18 protein-coding genes are annotated in these 23128 nt (G+C 59.6%); 13 read left to right on the top strand and 5 right to left on the bottom strand.

Annotation, left to right across the window (positions count from 1 at the left end):
• The first annotated feature begins 128 nt into the window (after positions 1-128).
• The 12 genes from RMQ97_RS02030 (at position 129) to katG (ending at position 14373) form a co-directional block, all read left to right on the top strand.
• Positions 129-890 carry a DUF4129 domain-containing protein gene (locus tag RMQ97_RS02030; protein WP_413659159.1) on the top strand — a complete coding sequence of 254 codons (762 nt, stop codon included), beginning with the start codon at positions 129-131 and terminating at the stop codon, positions 888-890.
• The gene (locus tag RMQ97_RS02035) at positions 887-2299 is read left to right on the top strand and encodes a hypothetical protein (RefSeq protein ID WP_413659160.1); all 1413 of its coding nucleotides are present in this window, start codon (positions 887-889) and stop codon (positions 2297-2299) included. Before RMQ97_RS02030 ends, RMQ97_RS02035 begins: the two co-directional genes overlap by 4 nt.
• On the top strand, positions 2296-3261 hold the full coding sequence (locus tag RMQ97_RS02040) for an AAA family ATPase (RefSeq protein WP_413659161.1): 966 nt from the start codon (positions 2296-2298) through the stop codon (positions 3259-3261). The genes RMQ97_RS02035 and RMQ97_RS02040 overlap by 4 nt, the downstream gene beginning before the upstream one ends.
• Complete coding sequence (locus RMQ97_RS02045) at positions 3261-4544, top strand: DUF58 domain-containing protein (RefSeq protein ID WP_413659162.1); 1284 nt, start codon at positions 3261-3263, stop codon at positions 4542-4544. Before RMQ97_RS02040 ends, RMQ97_RS02045 begins: the two co-directional genes overlap by 1 nt.
• On the top strand, positions 4541-5545 hold the full coding sequence (locus tag RMQ97_RS02050; protein WP_413659163.1) for a stage II sporulation protein M: 1005 nt from the start codon (positions 4541-4543) through the stop codon (positions 5543-5545). Before RMQ97_RS02045 ends, RMQ97_RS02050 begins: the two co-directional genes overlap by 4 nt.
• The gene (locus RMQ97_RS02055) at positions 5542-6438 is read left to right on the top strand and encodes an RDD family protein (protein WP_413659164.1); all 897 of its coding nucleotides are present in this window, start codon (positions 5542-5544) and stop codon (positions 6436-6438) included. The genes RMQ97_RS02050 and RMQ97_RS02055 overlap by 4 nt, the downstream gene beginning before the upstream one ends.
• A 51-nt stretch (positions 6439-6489) precedes the next feature.
• Positions 6490-7317, top strand: coding sequence for a hypothetical protein (locus RMQ97_RS02060; protein WP_413659165.1), 828 nt, complete (start codon positions 6490-6492; stop codon positions 7315-7317).
• A gap of 36 nt (positions 7318-7353) precedes the next feature.
• Complete coding sequence (locus RMQ97_RS02065; protein WP_413659166.1) at positions 7354-8145, top strand: hypothetical protein; 792 nt, start codon at positions 7354-7356, stop codon at positions 8143-8145.
• A 120-nt stretch (positions 8146-8265) separates the two neighbouring features.
• The gene (locus RMQ97_RS02070; protein WP_413659167.1) at positions 8266-8850 is read left to right on the top strand and encodes a thymidine kinase; all 585 of its coding nucleotides are present in this window, start codon (positions 8266-8268) and stop codon (positions 8848-8850) included.
• Positions 8851-8927: 77 nt separating this feature from the next.
• Positions 8928-11363, top strand: coding sequence for a DUF305 domain-containing protein (locus RMQ97_RS02075; protein ID WP_413659168.1), 2436 nt, complete (start codon positions 8928-8930; stop codon positions 11361-11363).
• 363 nt (positions 11364-11726) lie between these two features.
• Positions 11727-12035 carry a hypothetical protein gene (locus RMQ97_RS02080; RefSeq protein WP_413659169.1) on the top strand — a complete coding sequence of 103 codons (309 nt, stop codon included), beginning with the start codon at positions 11727-11729 and terminating at the stop codon, positions 12033-12035.
• 148 nt (positions 12036-12183) lie between these two features.
• Positions 12184-14373: a catalase/peroxidase HPI gene (gene katG, locus RMQ97_RS02085; protein ID WP_413659170.1), complete on the top strand. Its 2190-nt coding sequence runs from the start codon at positions 12184-12186 to the stop codon at positions 14371-14373.
• A 113-nt stretch (positions 14374-14486) separates the two neighbouring features.
• Here katG and RMQ97_RS02090 read toward each other — a convergent pair whose 3' ends face one another.
• Entirely contained in the window at positions 14487-16331 is a 1845-nt protein-coding gene (locus tag RMQ97_RS02090) for a glycoside hydrolase family 9 protein (RefSeq protein WP_413659171.1), read from the bottom strand.
• 107 nt (positions 16332-16438) lie between these two features.
• Between RMQ97_RS02090 and RMQ97_RS02095 the strand changes: the two genes are divergently transcribed.
• Positions 16439-16921 carry a gluconokinase gene (locus RMQ97_RS02095; protein ID WP_413659172.1) on the top strand — a complete coding sequence of 161 codons (483 nt, stop codon included), beginning with the start codon at positions 16439-16441 and terminating at the stop codon, positions 16919-16921.
• A 15-nt stretch (positions 16922-16936) separates the two neighbouring features.
• Here RMQ97_RS02095 and RMQ97_RS02100 read toward each other — a convergent pair whose 3' ends face one another.
• Genes RMQ97_RS02100 through RMQ97_RS02115 form a run of 4 tightly spaced genes read right to left on the bottom strand, consistent with a single transcriptional unit; the run spans position 16937 to position 22900 of the window.
• A complete protein-coding gene (locus RMQ97_RS02100) occupies positions 16937-18463 on the bottom strand; it encodes a tryptophan halogenase family protein (RefSeq protein ID WP_413659173.1) in 1527 nt (508 codons plus the stop codon).
• On the bottom strand, positions 18460-19977 hold the full coding sequence (locus tag RMQ97_RS02105) for a tryptophan halogenase family protein (RefSeq protein ID WP_413659174.1): 1518 nt from the start codon (positions 19975-19977) through the stop codon (positions 18460-18462). Before RMQ97_RS02105 ends, RMQ97_RS02100 begins: the two co-directional genes overlap by 4 nt.
• Positions 19974-21386: an FAD-dependent oxidoreductase gene (locus RMQ97_RS02110; RefSeq protein ID WP_413659175.1), complete on the bottom strand. Its 1413-nt coding sequence runs from the start codon at positions 21384-21386 to the stop codon at positions 19974-19976. Before RMQ97_RS02110 ends, RMQ97_RS02105 begins: the two co-directional genes overlap by 4 nt.
• Positions 21383-22900: a tryptophan halogenase family protein gene (locus tag RMQ97_RS02115; protein ID WP_413659176.1), complete on the bottom strand. Its 1518-nt coding sequence runs from the start codon at positions 22898-22900 to the stop codon at positions 21383-21385. The genes RMQ97_RS02110 and RMQ97_RS02115 overlap by 4 nt, the downstream gene beginning before the upstream one ends.
• Positions 22901-23128: the final 228 nt, after the last annotated feature.

Here is a 23128-nt window from a genome sequence, read left to right on the forward strand (position 1 = left end):
GCCGTCATCGATCCAGTAAATCCATGACGGCGTGGCGAGTCTCACTTGCCAGCCGTGAGGGTCACCTTTAGGTTTTTAAACGACGTTTTACGTCGGGGGTCGTGCTTTCACACCGGAGTGTGTTTTCCATGTCCAGTCTCAGCAGATCTGCGCCTGCGCGCGGGCGGTCATCTGCGCTCATCTGGGCCGGGGTCGTGGTGCTGGGCGTATTGATCGCCCTGTGGGCTTGGACAAATTCCGGCACATCGGAGACTTCGACGCCCTCCACCTATATAGACGGCGCTGAGCAAGCCCAGCTGCAGATCGATCTGGAACAGCTGGACGCCGAGGATGATTGGCGGGAACGGGTCAATCTCCCCCGTCAGCATGATCGCGATGTCCCGGTCGACTGGTGGAGGAGCCTTCCCATCGGGATCCTGTTGCAAGTCATGTTCTGGGGGGTGTGCGCGCTATTGGTGGCGGGGTTGGCCTATGTGATCTACGTGATCATCCGCAATGGCCGGGCGTCCGGGGTCACTGAAAGTCCAACACCCAAGCACAAACGGTCACGCCATCGCGCGACAGCCATGGCGCCACCAGACGATGCGCCCTTGCGAGGCCTGGATGACATCCTGGTGATGGATGATGTCGAGGCGGCCATGGGAGCGCTCCTGCGCCTTGCCCTGCAAGCGGCCGGACGCCTCACCGGTCGCATGCCGCTCCGCAGTGAAACCGCTCGTGACGTCCTACGCGCACTGCCGATGGATTGGTCCTATCGGGCGCTGATCCGCGAACTGGTTCAGGCTGCCGAACGGTCGCGGTTTGCCGGTTATGAGATGAGTCGCGAGGAATTGGAGCGCCTGGTCGAAAAGGCCCGCCCGCTGATCGCCGAGGCGGAGCGGAATTCATGAACGCAATCCGTAACATACCGGTTCTACCCGTTATCTGTGTGGCTGGACTGGGGCTGTTTATCGTCATCATGTCCAACATGCCGGAGCGCAATCCGCCCCTGCCGCGCAGTGCTCTGGGGTTTGACGGACTGACGCTTTGGCTTGAGGCGAATGACCAGCCTGTCCGGCGGGTCGACAATGCGCGCCGCACTGAGGTGTGGGACGTCGATCTTCGAGTCTTGCCGGTGTTTGTTGGCCGGGACCGGCCTCTTCGGTTTGTGTCTGGAGATCCGGAGACACTCTATCTCCAGGCGCCCGATCATGAAATCTCGATCTCGGTCTTGCGCCGAAAAATTATCAATGTTCCGACATTGTTGGTCTATCCGAAATGGTCAGATGGTGTGCGCCTGTCCGGCTTGATGCATGAGGATTTCCTCCTCCATGACGCAAATCCCGGAGTGGCTCATTTTGGACAGCAGCGTCCTGTCGCGTTGACCGAGACCGACGAGATCGGCGATGCCGATGACAACTCGGACCAAGACTTCGGGCCTGACGGAGCGGTGGAGGCGGCACTGCCGGCTGATCCGCCCGTCTTGAAACTGCCCATGGTGTTTGTGTCGCAGACAGACGTGACACAAGAGGAGCGCATTGCAGTCCCGGACAGGCTGGGTGGAGGTCAATTGACTGTCCGCGCTCCCCAGTGGATGCACGTGCGACAAGACTGCAAGCCCTTGATCGGGGATGCGGAGCGCGCACTTTTGGCGCAATGTCAGCATTCGGGGTGGGATTACTGGGTTCTGTCAGACCCGGATGTTCTCAACAATTTCGGTCTGGCACAGAGTGAGAACAGCCAGGTGGCACTCGCACTGATCGAGTTCCTCTCGGATGCGAGGGATAGCAATGAATATCGCTACCCGGTCATGGTGGACTATTCCCAAATTGAAGAGGGACTTCAGGACGGGCGGGCACGGACATGGGCGGATCTGATGCGATTTGTTCAACCACCCTTCCTGTTTCTGTGGCTGGGCGCGTTTCTATTGTTCCTGCTGGCCTTCTGGCGAGGGACGGTGCGGGACCGGCCCGTGGCCAGCATGTTTGGTTTCGCGCATGGAGCAGCGCGCCGAACCGTGATGCAGAGCCAGGCGCGCATCATGCACTACACAGGACGCAATGGCTCGATGTTGCGGATCCTGGCTGATATCCGTGTCAGCCAGTTGAGCCGCCGCCTGATCGGTCGCGAACCGCGCGCTCTGGATCGACAAGCCTTGCTGATCGACGTCTTGCACCGCCGGGATGAGGGCCTGGCCGACCGGTTGCAATCTCTTCTCAATGAAATCGCCAGCCTGCCTGATCGTTTGCCCATCCAGCAGGCCGAAGAGATGCTGGTACGCCTGGAAACAGTTTACAAAGAGGTTCTTGAACGCGCATGACCGAACTCACGCTCGAAGTTTTTGCCGCCGCAGCTGACCGTCTGCGCTCCGAAATCCGCAAGACCATCATCGGTCAGGATGATGCGATACACCATCTGCTGGTTGCGGCCTTTTCTCGCGGTCACTGTCTTCTGGAAGGGCCTCCGGGAACGGCCAAGACATTGCTGGCCCGCAGTTTCGCCGCCGCGCTGTCCCTGGAGTTCGGCCGGATCCAGTTCACACCGGATCTGATGCCGGGCGATGTGCTGGGCGCCAATCTGTTCGATTTCTCCACCAATGCATTCCGACTGGTGAAGGGTCCGGTCTTCACGGATATTCTTCTGGCCGATGAGATCAACCGCGCCCCGCCCAAGACCCAGGCGGCTTTGTTGCAGGCGATGAACGAGCGTGTGGTGACGATTGACGGGACGGATTATGCGCTGGGCGGGCATTTCCAGGTGGTTGCGACGCAGAACCCGATCGAGCAGCAGGGCACCTATCCGTTGCCCGAGGCGCAGAACGACCGCTTCCTGTTCAAGATTGTGATCGATTACCCCGAGCGCGAGCATGAAATTGCCATTCTGCGCCAGCACGCGGATGAGGCGCTGGACTTTGGGACGCGCACCGGCCGGATCGAGGCTGTGCTGACACCTGAGGTCCTGGACGGCGCTCGCCGCTTGATCGACTCCATTCGCCTGGACGACAAGATCCTGGCCTATATCCTCGATATTGTCCGTGAAACCCGCACCGATCCGGATATTCGCGAGGGAGCGTCAACCCGCGCGGCGGATGCGATTGCCAGCGCTGTGCGTGCGGCTGCTGCTCTGGATGGGCGCGATTACGCCATCCCCGATGATGTCCAGTCCCTGGCCCTGCCGGCCCTTCGACACCGTATCTTGCTCTCGCCAACGGCGGAGATTGAAGGTCGCACAGCTGATGATGTGTTGCAGGCCATTCTTGCCCGTATCGAGGCGCCGCGCTGATGCGGCCCGCGCCGCGTCTGATAGTCTGGGCCTTTGTGGCCCTGGTCCTGACCGGCCTGGCGATTCCGCTCAGCTGGACCTGGCTTCTCTTGGCTCCGTGGGTGGGGCTGTTTGTCCTGCTGGTTGTCGATGTGGCGTCCAGCACCCGGCCGCGCCTGCATGCCCGGCTGGTGGGAGGGCTGGAGATCTTCGCCAGCGAGGTGCGTGATTTCGAACTCCGGCTCAACCCGCCCGCGCCTGTGGGGATGACGTTGAGTTTCGACTGGCCCGATGGTCTTACCGGGCCCGATATCATCGAAGTGGAGCCGGGCACAAAGGCCTTGCCGCTTCCGGTCATGGGACGTCGGCGCGGCGCGTGGACTCTCGACCGCGTCTGGCCGGTCTGGCCTTCCCGCATGGGCCTGGTGGAGTTTGTCCCGAAAGTGAAGCTGGACGCCGTGATCACCGTCCTGCCGGATCTGCGCCCGATCTCGTCCGGGCAGATTGATGTTTCGGTGAATGCTGTCCTGCATGGTCAGAAATCCACATTTGTGGAGGGTGAGGGGTCAGAGTTTCACCAGTTGCGAGATTTTGTTCCGGGCGAGGGTTTGCGCAAGATTGATTGGAAACGCTCGGCCCGTCAGCGGCGCCTCTTGTCCAAGGAGACCCGGTCCGAGCAGAACCATAATGTCATTATCTGCCTGGATTCAGGTTATCTCATGCGTGAAGAGTTTGGCGGTCTCGCGAAGCTGGATCATGCCATCAATGCCGGTCTGGCCGTAAGCTGGGCTGCCTCGATCGGAGGCGATCGGGTGGGGCTGTACACGTATGACAGCCAGCCGCGTCACTGGTTGCCGCCCGCACCCGGGCGCAATGTCTTTGCAAAACTGCGCCAGACCCTCGGTGGGCTCGATTACGATACGCGCGAGAGCAATCACACCCTGGGCATGGCCACGCTCAATGGCCATCTCAACCGACGCAGCCTGGTGATAGTGTTCTCCGATTTTGTCGACACCACCACGTCAGAGCTGATGGTCGAGCAGCTGGCCTACATGTCCAAGCGGCATCTGGTGATTTTTATTGCCCTGCGCGATGCCCAGACGACAGAACGGGCGGAGCGCCCGGCTGAGGATCTGGAAGAGGCGGCAGAAGCCATTGCAGCATCGGACCTCAAGCGAGAGCGTGAAATCGTTCTCGAACGTCTCAACCGGCTGGGGGTGCGGGTTATGGATACGGACCCGCGTGCGCTGAGTGCCAAGCTGGTCTCCACCTATCTCAATCTCAAGGCCCAGGAGGTGGTATGAGCGAGCAACCTCATCTGCGATCGACCCGCTTTCGGGCAGAACGCGAGGCCGATTGGCAGCGCCTGGAAAACCTGGTCGCCCTAGCTGAGCAATCAGGCATACGATCCCTCACCCTGGTGGAAGCCCAGTCCCTGGCGGGTTTGTATCGTAAGGCGGCCACTGGCCTGTCCGTGGCCCGCGATATCTCGCTGGACCGCAGCCTGCGTGACTATCTAGAAAGTCTTGTGGCCCGCGCTTTTCTGGCGGTTTATGCCCCGCGAGAGAATGTCAGCGGTGTGGTGGTTCGGTTTTTCGTGTCGTCTGGACCGCGGGCCATGCGCGAATGCGCGCTGTCTGTGGCCATGGCGTTTTTTGCGCTCTTCCTCGGGGCGATCCTGGCCTATCTGCTCTACTTGGAGGATACGGCCTGGTTCTATACCTTCATTCCCGGTGATCTGGCTGGAAACCGGACGCCGGACGCGTCTACCGAAACCCTGCGCTCCACCCTGTTCGATGGTGATATCAGCATGGCGGGCCAACTGGGCGCCTTCGCCGCCTACCTCTTCTCCCACAATACGCGCGTGGCCTTGTTTGCCTTTGCACTGGGCGTGTTTGCCTGTGTGCCAAGCTTTATCCTGACCATGTATAATGGATTGATTTTAGGTGCTTTTTTCGGATTGTTTGCAGAGCGCGGCCTGGGATATGAACTGTTCGGATGGCTCAGCATTCATGGCGTCACCGAGCTGTCTGCGATTGCGATTGCGGCGGGTGGCGGGTTTCAAATGGGCCGGGCCGTCCTGTTTCCGGGTGTTCTGAGTCGCAAGGACGCTCTGCGAGCCTCTGCCCGTCCGGCGGCGAAACTGGCGGTGATTGCGGCGCTCATGCTGTTTGTGGCGGGCTTGTTGGAAGGATTTGCCCGCCAGCTGGTCCAGGACACGGAGCTGCGCCTTCTGATTGGCTGGGGAATCGGTGCGCTGTGGCTGGCCTGGTTCACCCTGGGTGGGCGGAGATCGTCCTCATGAGCGCGCCACGCAATGCCGCCGAGGCTGCGCGCGCGTTAGAGGCCCAGCGCCGCTGGTTTGCCCTCACGCCACCGGAAGGGGTGGAAATCCGGTTCGAAGTGGCCACTCTGGCGGCGCGCTTCGGCGCACAATTGCTCGATATCCTGATCACGGTGATCGGGGCCCTCGCATTGACCATTCTCATCGCTCTTACCGCATTCCAGGTCGGGGACGCGGCCCTCATCGTGTTCTCGCTCATGACGCTGCTTATTCGGGCACCATACTATATCGCTTCGGAATTGTTCTGGAACGGACAGACGCTGGGCAAGAAAGCGCTCAGGCTGCGTGTCCTGTCGGCCGATGGCCGGGGATTGACCACTCAGGCTGTGGTCATCCGCAATCTGCTCAAGGAAGTGGAAGTCTTTATGCCAGGAACGCTCCTGCTGGGGGCAGGAGGGCTCAGTCCGTTCTGGCTGGTTGTGATGTTGATCTGGATTGCAATTGTGCTGGCTGTGCCACTGTTCAATCGTCAACGTCTGCGTCTGGGAGATATTCTGGGGCACACGATTGTGGTGCAAGAGCCCAAACCGGTTCTTCTCCCCGATCTGGCCGATCAGGCTGTCGACCAAGAGTTTGTGTTCTCGCCAGACCAGCTCGAGCATTACGGCCGTTTCGAGCTGGAGACACTGGAAACCTTCCTGCGAAGTCATCCTTTGACGATGGCTCCCGTCGAGCCCGATTCAGCAGTGGTCTCGATCGCGCGTCAGATCATTCGAAAGATCGGTTACAAGGACCCGGTTCCGGTTCACCGGATGCTCGCTTTCCTGCATGCCTTCTACAAGGCCCAGCGCGCCTTCCTTGAAGGTCGGCAGATGTTGGGCGATGTGCGCGACGACAAACACCACAACCAATAACGCTAACCCCGGGGTGAGAGATGCGGCTCCCAGGCTGGAATGAGGAATAAAATGGCAGACGTGAATTCCTATCCCGAACCTCAAGCACATCTGGGCGTTGGGGCGATCCTGAGCGAAACCTTCGGCCTGTTCGGCAGGAATTTCGTGTTTTTCTTTTCCCTGGGTGCTCTTCCCAGTATTGTTTGGGGTATGATCAATATCGGCGTCGAACGCGCACAGCGCAGTGCGATAATCGAGACTGACGCTTTTCCCTCCACGTTGGTGTACACTTCGTTTGTGATCGGTCTTGTCGCCCTGATCGGTTATCTTGTGCTGCAAGGTGTCATGGCACGTAGTGCCATCGCCTTGAAAACCGGTAATGGAACCCAGCTATCACAGGCTGTGATGTCGTCATTGAGCGGTCTGTTTCCGATCATGATACTCGGCCTGGCCGCGGGCGTGATGATCGTGCTTGGTTTTCTCGCCCTGATAATCCCCGCTCTTTATGTCGCGGCCATGGTATCGGTTTTTGTACCGGCCATCGTGTTTGAAAAACGTGGTTTTGGCGCATTGGGCCGCAGTTTCGAGCTCACGCGCGGCTATCGCTGGGCGATCGCGGGCGTGATGATTGTCATCAACCTCATCGGTACGGTTATCAGTGGTGTGCTTGGCGCCATCGTGGCACTTGTTGTCGTGGGTGGGGTTTACGGCAATGACCCAACGACTTTGGTGATGCAAGATGTTGTGCTGGGCCACCAGCTACTGGGGGTCGGCATTGAGGCTTTGATCAACGGGATCACCTTGCCGCTTTCAATGATTTCAACGGCTTTGATCTTTGTGCGTCTGCGCGAGATCAAGGAGGGCGGTGACGCCGAAGATCTGGTTCGTGTCTTCGAGTAGGACGCACGGACGTGGATGTCGAATTCAGGGGGTAATATGACAGACACGAATTTTACACCGGCACCGGCTGCACCGGCCGAGCTGGGCATTGGCGCGATCATGGGCGAGACGTTCAGCCTGTTTGGTCGAAATTTTGTTTTGTTTTTCGGGCTGAGCGCAACGCCGTTTTTGCTTGTTTTTGCCGTTTTCATGATGGCGCTTTTTCCGGAAGACATTGGCCTGGGTTCTGTTGATGCCGGTCGGATCCTGATCTTTTCAACGCTTCTGGGTCTGGTGACAGGTCTTCTTTATGTGTTGATCCAGGGCGTGATGGCGCGGGCCGCTGTCGCGATCAAGACGGGGCGCGGGCCTCAGCTGGGCCTAGCGGTTCAAGCGACTCTGTCGGGCTTTTTCCCGATCCTCCTTCTGGGCATTCTTTATGCCCTGGCGGTCAGTCTGGGCCTTATTCTTGTGATCGTGCCGGGCCTCTATGTCATGGCGATGTTTTACGTCTATGTTCCGGCCATCGTTTTCGAGCGTCAGGGTTTCAACGCCCTTGGCCGCAGCGCAGAGCTGACAAAAGGGTATCGCTGGGCGGTTGTTGGCGTGGCTCTGATCGTGATCGTGATTGGTGTCCTGCTCGATATCACGGGGTCCGCTATTGTTGGCGCGCTCGATGCTGGCAATGCTTCCGGTCTCGCGACAACCTGGATCTCTGTTCTCATGGAAGCGGTTCTCCAGGGGCTTATGGCCCCGATCGGCATTATCGCTTCGGCTTTGGTGTTTGTGCGATTGCGCGAGATCAAGGACGGTGGGTCGGCGGAAGACCTGATGAGCGTGTTCGAGTAGGGGCGAACCAGGCCGGCTCATCGTCGGCCTGTATCGTTGATGTCGAGCCAGAGTTTTGCACGACACAATCGTGTGCCTGCCTGTCGACGAAAACGGGAATCAGTCTATCGGCTGGCCCCCATGTCCAAGCTCTATTTCACCTATAGCGCCATGAATGCGGGCAAGTCAGCGATCTTGTTGCAGGCGGCCCATAACTACCGCGAGAGCGGCATGGAGGTCATGCTCTGGACCTCCGGGCATCATGCTCATGACCCTCAGGCGGTCATGGGAGAGATCGAGAGCCGGATCGGGTTGAATGCCCCGGCTCATCTCTTTCGGGCCGGAATGGATGTTTACGAGGCCATAAAGGCTCGCCGCGATGCCGGCCCCCTGCACGCGGTGTTTCTGGATGAGGCACAATTCCTGACCCGTGATCAGGTTTGGCAGCTGGCCCGTGTGGGTGACGAGTTCGGCCTACCCGTTCTGTGTTACGGTTTGCGAACCGATTTCCAGGGCGAATTGTTTGAAGGTTCGGCGGCTCTGCTTGCGATCGCGGATGACCTACGAGAAGCTCGCACGATTTGTCATTGTGGACGCAAGGCAACCATGAATCTGCGTCGTGATGCGTCCGGCGAGGCGGTGAGCGAGGGAGAGCAAGTGGGCGTCGCCAAGACAGATTATGTCTCTCTGTGTCGCAAACACTGGCTTGAGAGCCTCGAGCGCTGATCTCATACCGAATTCACTTGCCCGACGGAATTGGCGCTTTACCTTCCCCACATGCCTGATCTCGGGGAGGAGATTTTATGTTTCATTCGTCATTCAAATCAAAAGCTTCGCTACTTGCGGCCTGTTCCGCCTGTGCATTGGTTCTGGGCGCGCCGGCCTTTGCCCAGGACGTCACCATCATTCAGCCAGGGGCTCCGGGCGAGGATGTGCGCACGCTGAGCGCAGATGAAGCGATTGATATTGCGGCCAATCAGTATTCCGAAGCCGATGTCAAATTCATGCAGGACATGATCTGGCACCATTTCCAGGCGACGGAAATGGCTGATCTGGTTGCGGATCGCACGAATGATGAGGGTGTGGTCGATATTGCATCGCGCATCAATGTGACCCAGGCCGATGAGATCGAATTCATGCAGGGCTGGCTGACGGACCGGGGTCAGGATGCCCCCAATCCGGCCGGATCGGAACACAGTGCCGGCCATCATGCGCACCATGGCGGACATGCGGCGCATCACACCATGGCCGGCATGGCTACGCCGGAACAGATGGCCCAGCTCGCCGCATCGAATGGCACGGAGTTTGATGCCCTGTTTCTGGAACTGATGATCGCACACCATGATGGTGCGGTGATCATGGTCGACAATCTCCTGCGCACCTCCGGATCGGCCTTTGATCCGGTCCTGTTCGATTTCATCAATGATGTACGCAGCGAACAGCAATCGGAAATTCGCCGGATGGCGGCCATGCTGACCGAGCTGACTGCTGATCCGCGCTCGGGACTGGCGCCGGGGTTCCGCGATGCCGGCGAAGCGATCCGCAATCTCAGCCATGTCTCGACCCAGCCCAAGCCGACCGGTTTCTTTGACGCCGAAAATCCGGCGGGTCTGCGTCCTGAGATTGAAGACGAGGATGCGGACGAGGATGCCGATCCGCGTTTTGGCTCGCGCTTCCCCTTCCTGAGCTTCTCCAATACCGATATGGCCTTCTCCGGCAATCTGATGGCCGTGGGCAATTATCACGGCTTCAACCTCTATGAGTTGGGCGATGCTCAGCCGGATCTGATCGCGTCCGTGGTGTGTCCGGGCGGTCAGGGCGATGTGTCGATTGTCGGTGATTTGCTGATCATGTCCGTTGAACAGACCCGCGGGCGTCGCGATTGTGGCCGTGAGGGCATCAGCGAAGATGCCAGCCCGGACCGTTTCCGGGGCGTGCGGATCTTTGACATCTCCAACCCTCGTGCGCCGCGCCAGGTCGGGCAGGTTCAAACCTGTCGGGGATCACACACCCACTCTGTTGTCTCCAACTCGGATGGCCGCATTATTGTCTATAACTCCGGCACATCCTCTGTGCGTCCGGAGGAAGAGCTGGAAGGGTGTATCGGCGCTGTCCTGGGTGATGACCGTACCGCGCTCTTCTCTATCGATGTGATCGAGATCCCGGTCGACAATCCGGCCGCCTCTCGCATCATCGACAGCCCGCGAGTCTTCGCGGATGACGAAACCGGTCAGATTGCCGGTCTCTGGCAGGGCGGCAACCACGGTGAGGGTACCCAACGGACCTCGCGGACCGATCAGTGTCACGATATCACTGTCTTCCCGAGCCTGCAGCTGGCCGCAGGCGCATGTTCGGGCAATGGCATCCTGCTGGACATCTCCGATCCGCGCCAGCCGCGCCGGATCGATGCCGTGGTGGATGAGGGGTTTGCCTACTGGCACTCGGCCACGTTCAACAATGACGGCACAAAAGTGATCTTCACCGATGAGTGGGGTGGCGGTGGCCGCCCGCGGTGTCGGGCACAGGATCCGCAAACCTGGGGCGCTGACGCCATCTACGACATCGTCGACGGCGAACTGGTGTTCGAAGGCTATTACAAACTCCCCGGTGCCCAGTCGGACGAAGAAAACTGTGTCGCGCACAATGGCTCGGCCGTTCCGGTTCCGGGGCGCGATATCTTCGTGCAGGCCTGGTATCAGGGCGGCCTCTCGGTGATCGACTTCACCGACAGTGCCAACGCCACCGAGATCGCGTTCTTCGATCGGGGCCCGATCGATGAGCATCAGATGGTGACAGGCGGGTTCTGGTCCACCTACTGGTATGATGGCCGTATCTACGGCACCGAAATCGTGCGCGGTCTGGATGTGTTCGAGCTGGAGCCGAGCGAGTTTCTGACCGCGAATGAAATCGCCGCCGCTGCGCTGGGGGATCAGGGTGAGACCTTCAACCCGCAGCAGCAATTCCCGGTGACATGGCCTGATCACCCGGTGGTGGCGCTGGCCTATATCGACCAGTTGCAACGGTCGGACGTATTGTCCGATGAGCTCGAGGGCGAGCTGCGCACGGCGCTCGGCTCGGCCATGACCCATGTCGAGGCCGGCACGGAAGATCGCGGTCTGTCACGCACCCTGTCTGGTCTAGCGGATGATCTGCCGCGTTCGGCCGAGGGTGTCCGGGATGACCAACGTCTCGAGGCGCTTCGCGATACGCTGGACGGTGTCGCCGGCGAACTGCGCTAAAACACTGAGTGATACCCCTCTCCTGCCCGTCGGTGGGAGAGGGGTATTGTTTGGGCTTTCTACGGTCTTTTTGCATTCCAAAGACACTGGACCCTCCGGGCTGAAGTGCCTGTAGGCTCCCCCGGGTTCGGGCCACGTCTTCACTTATGTGGGACGAAGGTCCTGACAATACCGCTTGGCCTTCTCTGGGCTGCGTGTAGGACCAAGGCGGGCATCGATATCCGGTTCACGGACCGGACAAGATGAAAGCTTTGAAATGTCATTCTTCACTTCGACGCTGTCGTCCCGGCGTTGTTTGCGAGCTGCCGGACTGGGTCTGGCCTGGCTCACCTTGACCCTGGGATTTTCATTCCCGGCGGTCCCATGCCGCTTCGTGATTATAGCTATCTGAATGCCAGCCTGCTGGACGTTCTGATTACGCCCGGCTTGCTCCTGGCGACGATCGCGGCGGCTATGTCAACTATCGCCCTTGCCTGTGCGACACCCCTTGCCGCGATACCGGCTATTCTGGTCAGCCTGTATTATCTTCTGGTGATGTTCGTGCACGGCCATCATGAATTTGTCGCGGCTACACACGGGTTCCATCAGGTCTTGAGTGTGCTGGAGATGTTCGATGTGATCGCGCCCCTTGCGGTGATCCATTACGCGCTTCGTGGATTGCTATTGCGCTGAGGCCATCTCGACGAGTTTATATACAGAATCTCTATCGATCAAATCCAAACTATCGATTATCCAGATGGTTTTGGTCTGGTTACAGTGAGGGTCAGACGGGTGTTGTCCGTCGCACACCTGTCGACCCATTCAGACAAAGGCCATGATCATGAGCAATCCCCCTCAAGGCTGCCCGATGCACGGGCAATCCCAAGCCGGTAATCACGGTACCTCCAACCGTGACTGGTGGCCCAATCAGCTCAATCTCAGCATTCTTCACCAACACAGCGAGCGTTCCAATCCGCTCGATAGTGATTTCGACTATGCTCAAGCGTTCCAATCCGTCGATCTGGATGCATTGAAGCGCGATATCGAAGCGGTGATGACGACATCACAGGACTGGTGGCCGGCCGATTATGGTCACTACGGCCCATTGTTTATCCGCATGGCCTGGCATTCCGCGGGCACCTATCGCACCGGTGATGGACGAGGCGGAGCTGGAACAGGCAATCAACGTTTTGCGCCGCTGAATTCCTGGCCCGATAATGGCAACCTCGACAAGGCCCGCCTGCTCCTGTGGCCGATCAAGAAGAAGTACGGCCAGTCTGTGTCCTGGGCGGATCTGATGATCCTGGCAGGCAATTGCGCTCTGGAGTCCATGGGCTTCAAGACTTTTGGTTTTGCCGGAGGTCGCGAGGACATCTGGGCACCGGAAGAGGATATTTATTGGGGTCAGGAAGCCGAGTGGCTGGGCGATAAGCGGTATTCAGGCGAGCGTGATCTGGAAAACCCGCTCGCTGCGGTCCAGATGGGGCTGATCTATGTGAATCCGGAAGGTCCCAATGGCGAGCCGGATCCTCTGGCGTCTGGTCGTGATATCCGCGAAACCTTTGGTCGCATGGCCATGAATGATGAGGAAACGGTGGCCCTGGTCGCGGGGGGGCACACCTTCGGCAAGGCCCACGGCGCCGGTCCGGCGGATCATGTGGGTGCGGAGCCGGAGGGTGCGCCGATTGAACAACAGGGTCTGGGCTGGAAGAACTCCTACAAGTCCGGCAAGGGCGTAGACACGATCACGTCGGGCATTGAAGGCCCGTGGACGTCCAATCCGATCCAGTGGGACAATGGCTATTTCGACGTCTTGTTCGGTTACGACTGGGAATTGGTGAAGAGCCCGGCGGGCGCCTGGCAGTGGGCGGCGAAAGATCTGGCAGACAAGGACCATGCCCCGCAGGTGGATGGACATGGCCAGGTGGGGCTGATGATGACCACGGCGGATATGGCGATGCGTCTGGATCCGGCTTATGCGGCCATCTCACGCCGTTTCCATCAAAACCCGGATGAGTTTGCCGACGCGTTTGCGCGTGCCTGGTTCAAGCTGACGCATCGGGATATGGGTCCCAAGGCGCTGTATGTCGGGTCCGAGATTCCGGCTGAAGACCTGATCTGGCAGGACACTTTGCCGGCACGTGACTTTGATCTGGTCAATGCCGATGATGTCGCGGAGCTGAAGGCCAAAATCAGCGCGTCGGGCTTACCGGTCTCACGCCTGGTGTCTGCAGCCTGGGCGTCGGCCTCGACCTATCGCGGGTCTGACAAGCGCGGTGGCGCGAACGGTGGGCGTGTGCGTCTGGCACCCCAAAAGGACTGGGCGGTCAATCAGCCGGATGAGCTCGCCGATACGCTGGCGAAACTTGCAGCCATCCAGTCGGAATTCAACGCCGGGCAGAGCGGGGCCACGCGTATCTCCCTGGCCGATCTCATCGTTCTCGCCGGAAACACGGGTGTTGAACAGGCGGCCAAGGCTGCGGGCCATGATATCGACGTACCGTTCAATCCTGGACGGGTGGATGTCGGCCAGGATCAGACGGACGCCGCCAGTTTCGAGCCGATGGAGCCGCAGGCTGACGGGTTCCGCAATTATCAATCCGCACAATTCACCGTCTCGGCGGAAGAATTGCTTGTGGACCGGGCCCAGCTCCTGACTCTCTCAGCACCGGAAATGACGGTGCTTCTGGGTGGTCTGCGGGTTTTGGGCGCCAATGCGGACGGGTCTGCCCATGGTGTGTTTACAGATCGGGCCGGACAGCTGACGAATGATTTCTTTGTAAATCTCCTCGATTTCACGACGACCTGGTCGTCTGCATCGGAAGATGACAGCGTGTTCGAAGGCCGGGATCGCCGGACGGGTGAAGTTCGCTGGACCGGGACGCGCACGGATCTGATCTTTGGTTCCAACTCGCAATTGCGCGCTTTGAGCGAAGTCTATGCGTCCGATGACGGAGCGGCCGTGTTCCGCGAGCAATTCGTGAAGGCCTGGGTCAAGGTCATGGAGCTTGACCGGACCGATCTCGACTAGGTCGAACGGTTCGAAACGACAGGAAATCGGGCGTGTGAATTCCACTTCGCACGCCCGTTTTATTCTACCCGTGTTTATGCCGTACATTTAGGGGAGGTCAGAGGATGAAGGCTTCAATCGCTGACGTGGAGATAGAGCATCATCCAGACCAGTGGCGCGTTCCAGTTGATCGCGACTTCATTGAGGGCGTAGGCATCCACATGATCCTGCCAACAGCGTTGCGCGGCACACTCACCCTCCATCTCCCGGGCAATCGGATCGCGCATGGTCCGGTTATTGGCACCGCCTGACAGGGCACCGGGAGGTGCTGTGGGAAATTCCGGATCAGCCCCGGCGGCCCAGAAACGGTGATGAGCAAATTGCATCGCATTTCGGCCCCAGCCTGAAATATAGGACTGATCCAGGGCATTGCGGCCCAGCAGATAATCGGCCGCATCGACGACACCTGCGCGATATCGGGCTTCACCGGTCAGGCGTTCGGCCATTGCAAGCACAAGGGCCCGGTTGGCCAGATTGCCGTTTGAACCCCAGGAAAACAGGGTCTCGTCGGCGGGGATCAGATAACCGGACCGGTCGCGGTGTTGCAGATATCTATCGGCCCGTTCCAGGATCCAGGTCTCTGCGTGTGTATAGAGAGGGTCTGCTCGATCGAGTTGGATCAAGCTCAATGCGACAAGAAAATCGGCTTGGGCCCAGCCAATATCCGGTGCGTCGCTTGCGCCGTACTGTGCAAACCAGCGTTCCAGATAGGTGCGATAGTGTTTTTCGCCTGTGGTGCGGAACAGTTCCGCTGCAGCCCAGGCAAATTCGTCGGCGATCTGTGTATCGCCATAGGGACCGCCCCCATCGAATATTCCGGCCGCATAGAGATCGGGTTCACGTTCTGCCGCATCAAAGGCCCGCCGGGCTGCGTCGAGGCAGGTTGCAGAACGGTCTGCATCTATCTCAAGCCAGAGACGGGCACACTGCGCCGCGGCGGCGGCTAGATTCAGGCTCGCGGCTGTTGAGGGGGGATAGAGATACCGTGTCTCGCGGGCATCTTCGGGCAAGAGCGGCAGGGGCAGCCATGCGGCTTCATGCGTTTTGTGATGCACAAGGCCCGAGCCATCGATTTCCACGGGCTGTCGGTCGCCATCCCCCGCATCGCCCTGAATGGTCCACACGCGGGCCCCGTCCGGGATCTGCATCGCCATCATGAACGCCAGATGGTACCAAGCTTCGTCCAGCAGGTCGCTGATATCATTGCCGCCTTCGGGCAATCTTTCAGGCTGGTCCAGCCAGCCCGGTTCGCCCGGATTGGCACCCAAAACCTCGTAGGCATGCTGGAGGGTCCAGACGGCAATCCCGCCATTGACCACATATTGCCCGTAATCCCCCGCATCCGCCCATCCACCGGTCACGTCGAGTGAATACTCACATCCCGGCCAGTCCCGACCGCGTTCATCCTGTCCGTCAAAACACGACAACACCATGTTTTCGAACCCGGGTTCACGCGCCCATTGCGGCCCAAGCACATGCCTTTCCAGAATGGGTTCGGCGAGACGGTTCATGTAGAAATAGGCCAAGCTGTCACTGGCCAGGGCCTGATAGTCCGGGGCCTCAAGGACAAAGGAGGCGCTGTCCTGAGCGCACACACGCAGGCGATAGGAATTGTCGTTATCCGTAAAGCCCGTGAAGTCGATCTGATGGACCGGATCGCCGGACAAGACGTCATCGCCGAACACACGGGTCTGACCGCGAAACCGTACGGTGTTGTTCTCGTCCATGATCTGCCAATCGAGAGGCGTGCTTGCAGGGTGTCGGTAGATGGCAATCTTGCGTCCGCCCGGTTCAAAACCGGCCTGTCCCATCACGACGGACGGCGAGAAGCCTGACGGCGCACACATCCCTTGCGGTATTGGACCTGTCATGGCGGGAGACAGTCCTGTCAGGAACAAGGCGGCAAGCATCGCGGTCATGACGGCATCCAGATATGAAAAGAGGTGACCACGGTATTGACAGCGATATCACTAGGCAAGTCATATGCTGACAGACAAGGCGTCACACACGAAGAGGACCCGGGTCAATGAGTCGATTGATCATCATCATGGGTGTGAGCGGATGTGGGAAATCCACTCTGGGTCAGGCGCTCGCGGATCGCACTGGTTTGGCCTTCCTGGAAGGGGATGCCTTTCACCCGGAGGCGAATGTCGAAAAGATGAGCCAGGGCATCGCACTTGATAATGATGATCGAAAAGGCTGGATCGAGAACATAGTTCGCGCGGTCACCCGGCTGGGTGAAGGCGACAAGATCTTGGCGTGTTCTGCGCTCAATCCGGTCGTGCGCGGATATCTCGCGGAAACGCCCGGGCATGCACTTGTCTGGGTCTTTCTGAAAATCAGTCAATCGGATGCGATCCAGCGCGTGTCGTCGCGATCAACTCATTTTATGCCGTCCAGTCTTGTCGCCTCCCAGTTCGAGGCCCTGACCCCTCCCGACACAGCCCTTGTCCTGGACGCGACATCACCACTCGACAGCCTGGTTGACACGGTTCGATCGAAACTGTGACGACAGGTGCAAACTTCAAGCCGGCATGTTTGCGCCCGTTTCGCTCGCGCAATTCTTGCGGATGAAATCGCTGTGAGTGGGCATGTGATTGGCCGATTCACGGACCACACCCAGGATTTGATGCAAGCGGGCATCCACTTCCGCTTCACCGAGTGCCGTGACAAGCGGATGATGTCCCCGGGGCTCAATCCCCTGGCCGTGCATCACGGCCAGCCAGCTGGTTTCGTTGAATAATTCATCCCGCTCACGGCTGACACGACCATTGCCGGCATAGAGGTCGATCTTGCGTTGAAGGTGGTCACTGACGGGCAGGGACTGGCAGTGGCGCCAGAAGTCCGTGTCGTCCCGCTCAGTTTGTCGATAATGAAGGACTAGGAAATCGCGAATATAGGCGTATTCGATTTCGGTCAGCCGATTGTATTCCTCGATCTCGGCCGGGTCGAAGCCCTGGTGGGGGAAGAGGGTCATCAGCCGGGCTATGCCGCTCTGGATCAAGTGAATGCTGGTCGATTCCAGCGGTTCCAGAAATCCTGAGGCCAGGCCCAGTGCGACCACATTCCGGTTCCAGGCCTTTCGGCGTCGACCGGTGACGAAACGCAGCTGGATCGGATCGCGCAAGGGCGTGCCTGACAGGCTGGAGATGAGGTCGTCATGCGCTGCGTCATCGCTCGTAAAACCCGTGCAATAGACATGGCCATTGCCCATGCGGTGTTGCAGCGGGATGCGCCACTGCCAACCGGCCCGTCCGGCGATCGAGCGGGTATAGGGGACAGGATCTCCGGTATGTTCGGCGGGCACCGCCAGTGCACTGTTGCAGGGAAGGTAATGGCTCCAGTCTTCATAGCCTGTTTCGAGCGCCTGTTCGATCAACAGGCCGCGAAAGCCGGAACAGTCGATAAAGAGATCCGCATCGAGGCTTTGGCCATCCTCGAGTGAAATGCGGGTCACATGTCCCGTCTGTGGGTCCAGTGTGTGATCGCAAACCCGTCCTTCAATACGCTCCACACCGCGTGCTTCGCTGTAGTCGCGCAGGAAAGCGGCATAGAGGCCCGCGTCGAAATGAAAGGCATAGGCGATGTGGCCGAGCGGAGAGTTTCGGGCGTTGGCCACAGGCCTCAGGAACCGGTTTTCATCAGCTGCCACAGCCTGCAGGCAATAAGAGGACAGATCCGTCGAATGTCCCCTTTGGCGTGCGTGGAGCCAGAAATGATGGAACATCACCCCGTCCATATCGCTGCCATAGGAGCCGAACGGGTGGAAATAGCGATGATTATTCCGTCGCCAGTTCTCAAAGCGAATGCCCAGCTTGAATGTGCCCTGGGTGCGTTTGAGGAAATCATCCTCATCTAGACCCAGCATGCGATTGAACAGGCTGATCTGGGGAATCGTCGCTTCGCCGACACCCACCGTTCCGATCTGCTCGCTCTCCACCAGCTGGATCTTCGGTCCTTGAGGGCCCAACAGCTTGGACAGGGCGGCGGCGGCCATCCAGCCGGCGGTTCCGCCGCCCACAATCAGAATTTTGGAAATCGGCGTGATCATGAGGTCTCCGCAGACGGGGAAGTACAGAATTGATTCAGATAGGCTGCATGCGGCGGCATATGCTGGGCGGCTCGCGCATAGACATGTTCGAGATTTCCCAGGAATTGCGCGCGTTCGGCAGGCGGGATGGCTCGCGCGAGCGGGTCCGCAGCCCCGGGCTGGATGTTCTGCCCGTAAAGCACAGCGACCCAGCTCGTCAGGGTGAACAGGTCCCGGTCATGGACAAACAGGCGTCCATGCTGGCGGAAGACATCCAGGATGGATTGCAGCCGATCGGGCAAGACCATCTCTCTGAGACCGCGCCAGAAGGCGTTGTCCTCGCGCTGGTTCGCGGCGTAGTGCAGGATGATGAAATCGCGGATGATATCGAAACTCTCGATCATCAGCCGATTATACATTCCGGTCTCGGCCTGGTTGCCCTGGGCGCCCGGGAAGAGCGCCAGAAGTTTTGAAATACCTTCCTGGATCAGGTGAATACTGGTGGATTCAAGTGGTTCCAGGAAGCCGGCCGCCAGTCCCAGCGCAACGCAGTTTTTCTCCCATAACCGGGATCGTCGGCCGGTGGTGAAGCGCAGTTGGTTGGGCTCGCCCAGCACCTCGCCATCCAGACCCGCCAGGAGTTCCTGCAGGGCGGTGTCATCATCCAGTGCGGCGCTGCAATAGACATGGCCATTGCCGGTGCGGTGTTGCAGCGGGATACGCCATTGCCACCCGGCCTGACCAGCACGGGCGCGGGTGAAGGGTCTGAGCGGTTCTGTCCGGGCGCTGGGCACAGCGATGGCCCGGTCGCACGGTAGCCAATGGGACCAGTCTTCGAACGGGACGTTGAGGGTCTGGCCCAGCAAAAGGCTGCGAAACCCGGTGCAATCGATGAAGAGATCGGCCTCCAGCCGGCGTCCATCCTCGAGGAAAAGCGCGACGATGTCACCGGTTTCGGGGGCTTGCTCCACGGTGGCTATGCGCCCCTCATGCCGCACCACCCCCTGGTTTTCCGCCCGTCGGCGCAGAAACCGGGCATAGAGCCCCGCATCGAAATGATAGGCATGACGCAATTGCGAGACTGGCGATTGCGGATCGGTATGCGGTTGCATGAATTTGCCCGACAGGGCGGCCTGGGCACACATGGAAAACGCGTCCAGCGGTGGCGATCCGACCGTCTGACGCTGTGCGTGCCAGATCTGGTGGAAGGGCTGACCGCCAAGATCAAGCCCGTACGTGCCAAAGGGGTGGAAGTAGTGATCCTCCGGCTTGCCCCAGTTCTCGAAGGCAATACCCAGCTTGTAGGTTCCGCGTGTTGCGGCGAGGAAATCATGTTCCTCAATGCCCAGCATGGCATTGAAATCGGCGATATTGGGAATGGTGGCCTCGCCCACACCAACCGTGCCGATCTGTTCGGACTCAACCAGCTCTATTTGTACCCCGGTGGGACCGACAAAGCGTGCGAGGGCGGCCGCCGCCATCCATCCGGCCGTACCACCGCCTGCAATAAGAACGCGTTGTGGTGAGACCGTCATGCGGTCATCCCCTGCATCTTCCGGGCGGTCTGTATCATCATGCTGAGAAAGGCTTCGTGAGGCGGGAATTCAGCGACGACCCGTTCCAGAGTCTGCCGTAATTCAGCCCGTCGTCGGGTGAGCTCCTGGGTGGGCAGGCGTTCACTGAGTGGATCATGATGGCGGGGGAAAAGGCCCACAGCCAGACAATGACGTGTCCAGTCGGCCGCCTCGAGAATGGGGGCATCGTCCGGCACAACATGGCCTCGATGACCGAACAAGCGGGTGCGTACCGCGAGGTGCGGGGGCGTGATGTCATTCAGCTGTGCGTGGCGGGCCGCTTCGTAGATCGCAGACAGATCGGCCAGGGCTGTGCCGCGTTCAACCGCCAGACGGTTGTATTCAGCGCGTTCGGCATCAGGAGCGTTTCCGGCCGGCAGAAGCTTGATCAGTGTCTCGACCTGTTCGAGCAAGGCTCGGGCTGCCAGACCGATCAGGACGGGTTGATCCAGTCCCGCCTGTCCGACGCGCACGACATTGCCTGTCCAGGGCGTCAGGGCATGCCCCGTCTGGATGGCCAGGGCTTGGGACTTGCCGGGTTGATCGTCGATGAAGAATGTGTGGCCTTGCGATCCCGTTGTGATGTCCAGGGTCCAGCCGTCCTCACGCGCTGTGAGACGGGCCTCCGTGCGCGGGTCAACCGGTTCGACGTGGTGTGAGCTCAAATAGACAGGTGGCGGGCCCTGCCAGTCTTCCCGTCCGCCAAGGCGCGATTGGCGCCCGGTGGCGTCCACAAAGAGGTCGGCGGCGTGTACGGTTCCCGACGTGTCACGAAGATGGGTGATCTCACCCGTGTCTGTCCGTTCGATCCCGTCCAGACCCTGGTCCAGAACAGTAACGCCCAGCCGTTTGGCATTGTGAAGCAGCAAAGCCGTTACATCGCGGGGCTGGATATGAAGCCCGGTCTCATGCTGCAGCGTGCCGACGCGATTGCGCGGGTCCGCAGGCGCAAAACGGCCGCTCTTCATCGCCAAGACAGCCGGTGAATAGCTGTAATAATCGTCCAGTGTGGCGTCGGGAGAGAGCCTGCGCCAGTGGTGGAGAAATCCCGTTCCGCCCCAGTCCTCGCCAATACCGCCAAGAGGCAGATAATGCGAGGCCGTCTGACCGGGAAAGCCATCCAGGCGCGTGCCCAGCCGGTAGTTGAACCGACACCGTGAGATCAGCAGCGGATCGCTTACACCCAACGTCCGGAGCATAGCTGCGGGTTCAGGGTCGAGGACAAGATAGGCCCAGTCATCCCGATCATCATGGACGGTGGGCATCAAGGTCACTTTGACCGCTGGGGAGACGGCCTGTGCGAGATGGCAAGCTGTGAGAACCGCCTCGAATCCGCCGCCACAAATCAAGACATGCAAGCTCGGGCTCATGCCACCACTCCCGTATCGAACAGGCTGTCATGATCGGGGTGTTGGGCGACCAGTTCGCGGATCTGCCCCTGCAACTTGTCGATGGAGGCGTTGAGCCGGGCGTTATCATAGCGGGAAAGACGCGGATCCAGCGCGCGCGGGCGCACGCCCTGTCCCAGATAGACTGCGATCCAGGAGGGTTCGAGAAAGAGGCCTTGCTGATAGGTGGCAACACGGCCGGTCGCTTCGAACAGGGCACGTTTCTCCGCGAGACTGTCGGGGATGTCCATCGCCCGCATATACCTCCAGAACTCACTGTCTTCGCGGCGCGTCGCGACATAGTGGAGGATCAGGAAATCGCGAACACGTTCGAATTCCCGGTTCATCAGCGCGTTGTAGGCTGTGCGTTCCACGGCGCAGTCATCGCCCAAGGGGAAAAGCTCGAGGAAATGCGTGATGGCGAGTTGGGTGAGGTGAATACTGGTCGATTCAAGGGGTTCCAGAAATCCACTCGCGAGGCCGGCCGAGATGCAATTGTGCGACCAGATGGATTTGCGCTTGCCCGTCTTGAAAAAGAGCCGTCTGGGCTCGGCCAGAGGCTCACTGTCGAGCGCCGTCAGGAAGGCCTCATCGGCAGCGTCGTCTGACAGGAAATCGCTGGCATAGACATGGCCATTGCCCATACGGTGCTGGAGGGGGATGCGCCACTGCCATCCCGCGTCTCCCGCTGTGGCGCGGGTATAGGGAGGGCGAGGCCCCGTCAACGCTGTCGGGGCGGCGATGGCCTGATCACAAGGCAACCAGTTTGACCAGTCTTCATAGCCCGATGCCAGAGTGTCTTCGATCAGGAGGCCCTTGAACCCGGAACAATCGATAAAGAAATCGCCTTCAATACGTTCGCCCCCGTCCAACCGGATTGCGGTGATATTGCCGGTTAACGCATCCTGATCTGCCCCCAGTGCCCGCCCCTCGATCCGGATGGCGCCCCGGGCTTCGGCATGGCGACGCAGCAAGGGGGCATAGAGCGTGGAATCAAACTGGTAGGCATAGCCATAACTGTCGGCCAGCCCTGGTTGATCACTCTGGGGGCGCGCAAATCGATTGGCACGGCAGGCCTGAATGGGAAGGGAACAGGCCTCCAGATCCGAGATGGGCGCTTCAGGACGACTGGCGAGCCAGAATTGATGGAAGGGGATTCCGTCGGTCTCATTACCAAACGCCCCGAACGGATGGATATAGCGTTCCCCCGGCGCGCCCCAATTGACGAATTCAATGCCCAACTTGTAGGTCGCCCGGGTCTCCCGGATAAAAACATCCTCGGCCAGGCCAATTGTCTCGTTGAACTGGCGCAGATGGGGGAGTGTAGCCTCGCCCACGCCGATAATGCCGATTGCTTCAGACTCGACCAGCGTCACGCTGACCCGGTGTGGGGGCAGCATGGAGGTCAGCGCGGCTGCGGCCATCCATCCAGCGGTACCGCCGCCAAGTATGACGACCCGACGTGTCCTGGCCCCCGAATCGGGCGTGTTCGACATGGTTTTCTCCCCCGAAGGACCCTGTGACATTTTCGTCTCTCTCGTTTGGGTCCGGTCGAATTTTCTACCCACACGATTGACATTTTTTTGTCTTCAGGCAACGTTGTCAGAAATTGACAGCGCTGTCAATTTGTCAAAAAACAGGAATCAGGGGAGAAGGATCAATGTTTAAAGGCGGTTACCGGGGATCCGGGCCTGCATGGCGCAATCGATTGGCGACGGGAGCCT

Source organism: Maricaulis sp. D1M11, assembly GCF_047308265.1.
Taxonomy (GTDB): domain Bacteria; phylum Pseudomonadota; class Alphaproteobacteria; order Caulobacterales; family Maricaulaceae; genus Maricaulis.

Excerpts from the sequence above, each read along its gene's own strand:
- RMQ97_RS02030 (WP_413659159.1), top strand. The coding sequence starts at position 129 with ATGTCCAGTCTCAGCAGATCTGCGCCTGCGCGCGGGCGGTCATCTGCG.
- RMQ97_RS02035 (WP_413659160.1), top strand. The coding sequence starts at position 887 with ATGAACGCAATCCGTAACATACCGGTTCTACCCGTTATCTGTGTGGCT.
- RMQ97_RS02040 (WP_413659161.1), top strand. The coding sequence starts at position 2,296 with ATGACCGAACTCACGCTCGAAGTTTTTGCCGCCGCAGCTGACCGTCTG.
- RMQ97_RS02045 (WP_413659162.1), top strand. The coding sequence starts at position 3,261 with ATGCGGCCCGCGCCGCGTCTGATAGTCTGGGCCTTTGTGGCCCTGGTC.
- RMQ97_RS02050 (WP_413659163.1), top strand. The coding sequence starts at position 4,541 with ATGAGCGAGCAACCTCATCTGCGATCGACCCGCTTTCGGGCAGAACGC.
- RMQ97_RS02055 (WP_413659164.1), top strand. The coding sequence starts at position 5,542 with ATGAGCGCGCCACGCAATGCCGCCGAGGCTGCGCGCGCGTTAGAGGCC.
- RMQ97_RS02060 (WP_413659165.1), top strand. The coding sequence starts at position 6,490 with ATGGCAGACGTGAATTCCTATCCCGAACCTCAAGCACATCTGGGCGTT.
- RMQ97_RS02065 (WP_413659166.1), top strand. The coding sequence starts at position 7,354 with ATGACAGACACGAATTTTACACCGGCACCGGCTGCACCGGCCGAGCTG.
- RMQ97_RS02070 (WP_413659167.1), top strand. The coding sequence starts at position 8,266 with ATGTCCAAGCTCTATTTCACCTATAGCGCCATGAATGCGGGCAAGTCA.
- RMQ97_RS02075 (WP_413659168.1), top strand. The coding sequence starts at position 8,928 with ATGTTTCATTCGTCATTCAAATCAAAAGCTTCGCTACTTGCGGCCTGT.
- RMQ97_RS02080 (WP_413659169.1), top strand. The coding sequence starts at position 11,727 with ATGCCGCTTCGTGATTATAGCTATCTGAATGCCAGCCTGCTGGACGTT.
- katG (WP_413659170.1), top strand. The coding sequence starts at position 12,184 with ATGAGCAATCCCCCTCAAGGCTGCCCGATGCACGGGCAATCCCAAGCC.
- RMQ97_RS02090 (WP_413659171.1), bottom strand. The coding sequence starts at position 16,331 with ATGACCGCGATGCTTGCCGCCTTGTTCCTGACAGGACTGTCTCCCGCC.
- RMQ97_RS02095 (WP_413659172.1), top strand. The coding sequence starts at position 16,439 with ATGAGTCGATTGATCATCATCATGGGTGTGAGCGGATGTGGGAAATCC.
- RMQ97_RS02100 (WP_413659173.1), bottom strand. The coding sequence starts at position 18,463 with ATGATCACGCCGATTTCCAAAATTCTGATTGTGGGCGGCGGAACCGCC.
- RMQ97_RS02105 (WP_413659174.1), bottom strand. The coding sequence starts at position 19,977 with ATGACGGTCTCACCACAACGCGTTCTTATTGCAGGCGGTGGTACGGCC.
- RMQ97_RS02110 (WP_413659175.1), bottom strand. The coding sequence starts at position 21,386 with ATGAGCCCGAGCTTGCATGTCTTGATTTGTGGCGGCGGATTCGAGGCG.
- RMQ97_RS02115 (WP_413659176.1), bottom strand. The coding sequence starts at position 22,900 with ATGTCGAACACGCCCGATTCGGGGGCCAGGACACGTCGGGTCGTCATA.